The following is a 7,766-nucleotide window of genomic DNA, read 5'->3' as shown; positions in this document are numbered from 1 at the left end:
CTTTGATATATCTTTTCAAAATTGATATTACAGTACAGATATAGTATGAAACGGTAAATATCCTAATGGATATTTTAATAAATAATTTATATTTCTAAGTTAATATAAGAAATATTTTCATTATATTTATCAAATAAATTAATATTTTGTAGGTTTATTTCTTGTTTATTAGTAATTAAAATTAAATCATAATTTCCGGCACCAAATATTCCGCTGATTTCAATCCGATTTAAATTATTAATAGGATTTTCTATTTGTAATTCAAATTCACTATTATTATCAATTTTTAAAATTTCTTTATAAAATTCCAGTTTAGAAAATAATTGTGATTTATTAGAACTATATAAATTTAAAGCATTTTCAATTTTAATTTTATCAATAAATACTGTTTATTTTATTGTTACAAATTTCAATAATTGCTTTTTAACACTTAATTATAGTACAATCTAATGCAGGAGGTATTATATATGGAAAATAATGAACAAAATAAGAAAAAAATAGATAAATCTCGGCCATTAGTAGAAATTTTGAATCTAACAAAGGAATATAAAAATAAAGTAGCCTTAGATAAAGTTAATTTAACTATTAATCCCGGTGATCGAATTGGAATCATTGGTGCAAATGGTAGTGGTAAATCAACTTTAAGTGAAATTATTGGTGGTATTCGTAAACCAACATCTGGTGAAATAATTCGTCAAGAACATCTAGTAAATGGTTTACAATTTCAAGAATCTAGATATCCGGCCGGAATATCTGTTATGGATATGATTAAATATTATTTACATACTTTTAATATTTCAATGAAAGAAGATGAGTTATTAGAGTTACTGAAGACATACCAATTACTTGGAATTGAAAATAAGTTTATTCAAACACTTTCAGGTGGACAACAACAACGTTTAAATATTTTACTTGCTGTTATTCATGATCCTGATCTAATTATTTTAGATGAAGTTTCCACAGGATTAGATATTGAAGTTCGTTCAGAAATTTTTGAATTTTTTAGAAAAAATATTATTGACAAAAATAAGACAATGATCTTAGTTACTCACAATATGAGCGAAGTTGAAGAATTTTGTGAAAAGTATATTTACATTCATAATGGAATTATAAAAGAAGCAGGAAATGTTAAAGATATTGTTAAAAAATATGGTTCAGTTCATAACTTTACATGAAAAATGTTTGATAAAAATAAAAAAGCTGATTTAAAAAAACAATATGAAGAAATAAAAAAAGAAAATGCTGAAATCAAAAAAACAAAGAAAAAAAATAAATGAATTCATAAAGCCAAAATGCCCGAAAAAAGTCGACCATTAATAAACTTAATGTTTAAATATTATTATCGAGGATTTTTTGTACCCTTCTTTCTAGTTTTATTTCCAATTCTAATGTTGTTCTTAGAAGGTTTTGCTTTTAAACAAATGGAAGGTGATACTGTAAAAAGTTTACATACTTTAGTTGGTTCAATTTCAATGTTACAACCAATGGCAGTAGGAATTTTCATTATTCCACAAACAATTGTTGAATTTAAAAATAGTGTTTTAATGAAGCGAATTGGAGCAACAAATATTAAACCAATTTTCTTTGTTCTTTCAGTTATGATAATTGGATTTTTCTTTATGATAGCAACATTCTTATGATCTTTATTATGAGCTGGAATTATGTTTGGTGGTACTTATGGGTGAAATAATATAGTAACAGCAAATTTTATTGGAGAATCTATCCCATTTATTATCTTAATTTTCTTTTCATCAATGGGTTTAGGAATGTTATTGGCCTCAATTTTCAAATCAGTAACTGCTTTAGTTGCAGCATCAAATGTAATTTATTTTCCAGTTGCACTTTTAAGTGGGGTATTTTTCCCAGCTGAGTTAATTAATAGTAGTCCTGTTTTAAAATACGCAACTTACTTTAATCCATTTAAATACGCTATGGATCCATTTATTCAAGCTTGAAGTGGAACAAGTTTTACTTTTACAACAACTTATGGAATATATCTAGGAGTTGCGCTTGGATTAATTGGTATTTACACAATAGTTGCAAGTTCAAAATTACGTTGACAAGCATAAGATATTAAATCTAATAATTAAAAATAATAAAATTAAAAAGGACTAAAAGTCCTTTTTAATTTTATTATTTAAATAAATCACTATTACGTCAAAATTTATGATCTTTTGTATCTTTTTTATTATCATTATCTAAACTATCATCAAAAAGTGATGGATCGATTTCATAGGGTTTACCACTTAAAGCATTATTAATAGCATTTTGATATTCCGAATTGGCTCTCATAATTTTATTACGATCAATTTTTGGATTAAGAATAGCAATAACTAGTATAATAGCAATTGGTAAAATTGCTGATGCTGCTGTAATATATGTTAATATTTGAAAAGCTTTAAAAGTTGCTAATCCTTTTAATCAAGGTAAAGCATTAGGATTAAAATCATCAGGTTTATCTAAAAAAGAAGTAAATGTTCTTTTTAATGAATCATCTGTTGTCATATAAATTAAATTTGAAATTGTATAAATTATTCAAAAAATTAAAATAACTATTAAAAAATATGATGTTCGATATAAATCACGACCTAATTTTGGTGGTTTTAAAATTGAATATAAAAAGCCTCCATTTAGAACTATTGTTGTAACAATAGTGAAAACTATAGTTTTTGATTGTTTTGCAAAATTATAATAGTCAGGTGCACTATTATTTTTAATTTGAAAAGTACCTGCTATAAAATAAGTTAGTATATAAGTAGCTATTGCTAGCACTGTTGTTAATAAGAAAAAAGCTGATAATATTTTCTTTAAAAGTGGAATATATTTTGGTTTATTCATATACGGGTAAAATTTAGGATTTGTGGCGGGATGTTGCGGTAATACACCTAACTTCGCTAAATTTGCTAAACTATTATTATCAAGATTATTAATATTTAAATTATTACCTAGATTCCCAATGCCACCAATATTAGGATTTGTATCAACATTATTATCAACATTCTGATTATTTGGAGTAACACTTGGCTTAATCTCAGTAGCATCATCACTAAAATTATTTAATGCAGTAATTTGATCATTTAATTCATTAAAAGTATTATTATCAAACTGTCTTATTCGTTCAAGACTTTCTTTTTCCACAGTCTTACAAATATTAGTAATTGTAACTATTAATAAGTTACGCTCTTCAAGAATTTCAATACGATTTTTAGGAGAACTTTTAGTAATACTCAAACTACGATTTACCAAATTAGAAATTAACTGCAAAAATTCTATTGCATACTTTTTATCTTTTAATTCTTTTAGTTCTTTTTCAAGAAAAAATAAATTAGAAATTTGTAATTCTAAAATTTTTAAAAGTTCTTCATTAGCAAAAATAGATTTTCTAACAATTAAATTATTTAAACTGTTATATATAGTACTTGATATTTCATAGTATAATGCAACATTTAAATCTTCTTCTGAGTACACTTTTTCGGTTTTTTTCTTTGTAACTCTTTTTACTTTTGGTTTAACCAATGTAATGTCACTATTTTCTTCTACTAACTTTTTTTCTGTAACATCAGTATTTTTATTACTTTTCATTATATGTATCACCTCTTGAGTTTAAAACATCTATAATTATATACTAAATATTCAAAAAAAATAAATCAATTGCAATATTTTTATTAAACTTTCCTTTTTTGATATTGTAATCTAATTCATATAATTTTAACAAAATATTATTAATATTTAAATTAATATTTAAATATTGTTCTAATATTTTTACTTGAAACTTAGAAATATTTAATATATTGGAAATATCTTCATTACTTTTTTTTTGTTTAACTAAAATTTTGATATCTCTAATTAATTCTAATTGATATACAAGAATATTAATCAATTTAATTTTATCATAATTAATAACATTATAATAGTTATATTGTGTTCAAAAATTGTTATAATCTTTTTTTAATATATATTCAACAGTTTTAAAAATATTTGTTTCAAAATATTTAGGAACCACCTCAATAATAATATCTGAAGTTATTTTTTTTCCAATTAATCTTAATTTTGATAACTCATTTAAAATAATACTGACATCATTTGGCAAGTATTCTAAAAGAAAATTAGTTGCTTCTTGAGTAATGTTAATTTTAAAATTATTGCAAACTTTATTAATTAATAATAATAATTGTGATTTTGTATAATTTTTAATTTTGATAATATTAAATTGTTGAAATTCTCTACTAATTTTAAAATCAACATTTAAACTTTTAATAATTATCATTGTTTTTTGATTATGATTAAGCAAAGCATTAACAAATTTTTTTTCTTTAATATATTTTTGTCATAAATTACTGCTATCATTAATTACGATTACTTTATTTTCTTCAAATATACTCATAATTTGAATTTCATTAATAATATTAACAATTGTATCCTCTTGTAATTCATATAGATTATAATCATAATTTTCTTTTTTATGATTTTTTTTAATTAATTGTTCAATATTTTTTCTTACTAAATACTCATCTTGACCATGAACAATATAAACCATGTTTCCAACCTCACAAAATTATTAATATATTTTATGTTAATGTTATAATATCATAATGTTTCATATATAATCACACTTTTATTTTTTCCTCAATAATAAACTTTTTTAAGATTATTCAGTGTTTCAATATTCGGAAAATACTTTTGTTTTTGATAATATTCCAAATTTGAACTTTTATCTTATATAGTAATTATTATATCTAATGTTTTAAAACATTATCACTTTTCAACTAAATTATAAAGATCTTCAGCAACCGCTTGATGCACTAATGTTGTTGGATGAACTTCATCAAAGAAGAAATAATTATTTAATGTTTCTTTTGTTGAACCATTAACATATGTTGCTGTAACAGCACCATCTAATGCCATATGAGCATAATCAGATTCAATTGCATTTTGAGTAATATTTTTACCTTCTTGTTGAAATATCAGCGCATATTTACTTAATGCTTCTCTTAAACTAAATCTTCTAATAAAATTAGGATAATTAGTTATGGCTTTTCTCCCTTTATGTACTATTTTTAAATTTTATCACATAAATGCTGAGAAAAGCCTATCTACGGACTTCTCCCCACATTTTTAAATCAAACATAGCATTACAATTTCAAAACTAGGTATCTTATTGAATTTATATGCAGCTTCTTTTGCATATAAATGAACATGATGTTTTGCAACTTTGATATGTGTTTTAAATGTTCTTCTTATATGTTTTCAAACTGATTCAATTTGGTTGGTATTTACACCAGTTTTTGAAACATAGCTATCTTGATGATTGACTGTTTCATGCTTAGTGAAAACCGATTTAAAATCGCAATATCCTTTTCAAAAATCAGTATGTACATGACACTTTGAAGAAATGTGGTTTCTTGCAAACTGCAAAAGATTTTTACTTTTTGCATTTTTCAATACTTTCACAATTAATTTATTGGTTGTTTTTTCATAAATACCAACAATCAAGGTTTTATTCACCAAGGATCTTCCTTGTTTTTTAAAACCCATATGTGAAAGATACATTTCATCCATTTGCACTATGCCCTCAACAATAAATTGTGATTCTTGTTTGGCAATACAAGTTCTGATTTTATGAACCATTCTTCAAGCAGTTTTCAAAGTTACCCCCAATTCTTTTGCAACATCAGTTGATGGAATTCCATGTTTGGTGTTTATTCATCTAAAGATGAGATAAAACCAAGATTTCAAAGGTATTTGTGACTTGTAAAAAATGGTGCCATGAAGAATACTAAATGTTTGATGACATTTCAAACATCTTATTCTTCTTAAATCAGAAGTATTCAAATTTGTTCAAACACCTGATACATTTATTTTCCTTCAAACTTACTATATATTTCAAACAATCTTGTTCTGTTTGAAAAGTATTGTTGAACTCATTCAATTTCATTGTTTCCTCCACAAGTACATGTGGGGAGAAGTCCGTTAGTTATATATAAAGATATCTCGTGATTTCAAAGTGTTTTATAAGCATCAGATAATTGTTTTGCTAAAACTTGCGATTTAGTTCCATAATATTTTGGGACAAGACTAAAATCTGGAACATCAGTAGCAACAATATGTTGGATGCCTTTATTAATTAATTCTTGAATTATATCTCCTTCTTTTATAATTGCATTATAAATAATATCAAGTCCTTTATAATAGTTACCACTATCAATAGCAGCCAACATATCATTATTTCCTGATTCAAGAAAGACTAAATCATCACTTTGTAAATCTTGATGTTGAGATAAAAAAGCAGCCATTTGATGTTGAAGGCTAAAACGATTTGAATAAAATGTTCCTGTTCATGAATCATTTTCAGCTGCAACAGCACCCCCAACCGCATAGTTATTACCAAATTGTTCATAAGTTGCTGCATCATTTAAAATCGTATATTTTCATCCTGCTTGTAAGTTTAAATGTAATTTATTAGCTAAAATTTCAGCTGCAACCTTACCATTACTGAAAGAGCGATTTAAATAATATGGATCTCCTAATTCTACTTGAGCGACTCATCAAGGTGCTAATGGTGATTTTTGGACAAAGTCACTCCCAGCTCCAACAAAACTCCCAGTATCAGAAAGACTATCACCAAGAATGTATAATTGATGATAATCAATAACTGTTTTTTCTTCCTTAATATTGGATGTAATAGTAGTTATTAACATTGAAGGTAACAACAAAATTTTTAATAAATGATTTATTTTTTTCATATTTTTCCCCTTTTGTTTTAATTATATATTTTTTAGTTTCTTTTCTAAAAAGTAATTTTCTTTTAATTATTCAATACTTTTTACTAAATATTCATATTGAACATGAATAATATAAATACTATTTCTAATCTCACAATATTATTATATCAGTTTATATTAACGTTATAATATCATAATGTTTCATATATATTCTTATAATCACAGTTTTATTTTTTCCCGAATAATAAACTTGAGCATTAATTTTTTTAAGATTATTCAATGTTTCAATATTCGGAAACTGTCTTCGTTTTTGATAATGTCCGGAAATTAATGCTATTTCTGGATTAAGAGTTTTTAAAAAAGTAATAGTTGATGAAGTTTTTGAACCATGGTGAGGAACTTGTAAAATATTAATTTTACTTAATACATGGGCGTTAACTAATAAATTTTCGGTTTGTTCTTCAATATCACCAGTAAATAAAATTTTATAATTATAAATTTTTAATAACAAAACTAAACTTTTATTATTTTCAGAAACATATTGCAAATTAAAACCATAAACTAAATTATGAATTGGATTAAAACCATCAATAATATATTGTGATAATTGATTGGTATTTTCATAAATTTTATCTATTTTTAAGTGCATTTTTAAAAATCCAATATTACTAACATGGTCTAAATCATGGTGAGTTAAAAATACTGCTTTTAAACTATGAATTCCTTTTGCTGAAAGATAATTATAAATAGTTGGATTACTTGGTTTTAAATCTTCTGTACCTGCATCAATTAAAATAGCAGATTTATTATAAGGACTAGTTAGTAAAAAACTCATAGCATTACCAACATTAATCATTGTTAATTCATAATAAGGTTTAATAATACTATTCATTCATAATGTTGAAATTAAAACAAAATTAATAATAATAACTGTTAACATTCTTCAATTAAAATATCGTCAACAGTTATAAATAACTATTAAAATTAAAAAATAAAGTTGTAAAATTCAAACGGATTTCTCCCCACATGTACTTGTGGAGGAAA

7 protein-coding genes are annotated in these 7,766 nt (G+C 24.2%); 1 reads left to right on the top strand and 6 read right to left on the bottom strand.

Going from position 1 to position 7,766, the window contains the following annotated elements; genetic code table 4:
* The first annotated feature begins 467 nt into the window (after positions 1 to 467).
* Entirely contained in the window at positions 468 to 2,069 is a 1,602-nt protein-coding gene (locus M0D11_RS07265) for an ABC transporter ATP-binding protein/permease (RefSeq protein ID WP_252320475.1), read from the top strand.
* A 64-nt stretch (positions 2,070 to 2,133) separates the two neighbouring features.
* Here M0D11_RS07265 and M0D11_RS04475 read toward each other — a convergent pair whose 3' ends face one another.
* The 6 genes from M0D11_RS04475 to M0D11_RS04450 all read right to left on the bottom strand — a co-directional run.
* Positions 2,134 to 3,582: a hypothetical protein gene (locus tag M0D11_RS04475; RefSeq protein ID WP_252320473.1), complete on the bottom strand. Its 1,449-nt coding sequence runs from the start codon at positions 3,580 to 3,582 to the stop codon at positions 2,134 to 2,136.
* A gap of 43 nt (positions 3,583 to 3,625) precedes the next feature.
* Positions 3,626 to 4,537: a DNA polymerase III subunit delta gene (gene holA, locus M0D11_RS04470; protein WP_252320471.1), complete on the bottom strand. Its 912-nt coding sequence runs from the start codon at positions 4,535 to 4,537 to the stop codon at positions 3,626 to 3,628.
* 215 nt (positions 4,538 to 4,752) lie between these two features.
* Positions 4,753 to 4,905, bottom strand: coding sequence for a hypothetical protein (locus tag M0D11_RS04465; protein WP_252320469.1), 153 nt, complete (start codon positions 4,903 to 4,905; stop codon positions 4,753 to 4,755).
* A 210-nt stretch (positions 4,906 to 5,115) separates the two neighbouring features.
* Positions 5,116 to 5,736 (bottom strand): IS1595 family transposase, encoded by a 621-nt coding sequence (locus tag M0D11_RS04460; protein WP_252318985.1) that lies wholly within the window; start codon positions 5,734 to 5,736, stop codon positions 5,116 to 5,118.
* Between the two features lie 119 nt (positions 5,737 to 5,855).
* A complete protein-coding gene (locus tag M0D11_RS04455; protein ID WP_252320467.1) occupies positions 5,856 to 6,743 on the bottom strand; it encodes an SGNH/GDSL hydrolase family protein in 888 nt (295 codons plus the stop codon).
* A 151-nt stretch (positions 6,744 to 6,894) separates the two neighbouring features.
* Positions 6,895 to 7,766 (bottom strand): ComEC/Rec2 family competence protein (locus M0D11_RS04450; protein ID WP_252320465.1); only part of this gene is annotated, 872 nt, incomplete at its 5' end.

Origin of the sequence: Spiroplasma endosymbiont of Lariophagus distinguendus, from assembly GCF_023846195.1 — a bacterium.
Taxonomy (GTDB): Bacteria; Bacillota_I; Bacilli_A; order Mycoplasmatales; family VBWQ01; genus Spiroplasma_E.
The sequence above is the reverse complement of the archived record's forward strand: the minus strand, read 5'-3'. Positions and strand labels throughout refer to the sequence as shown.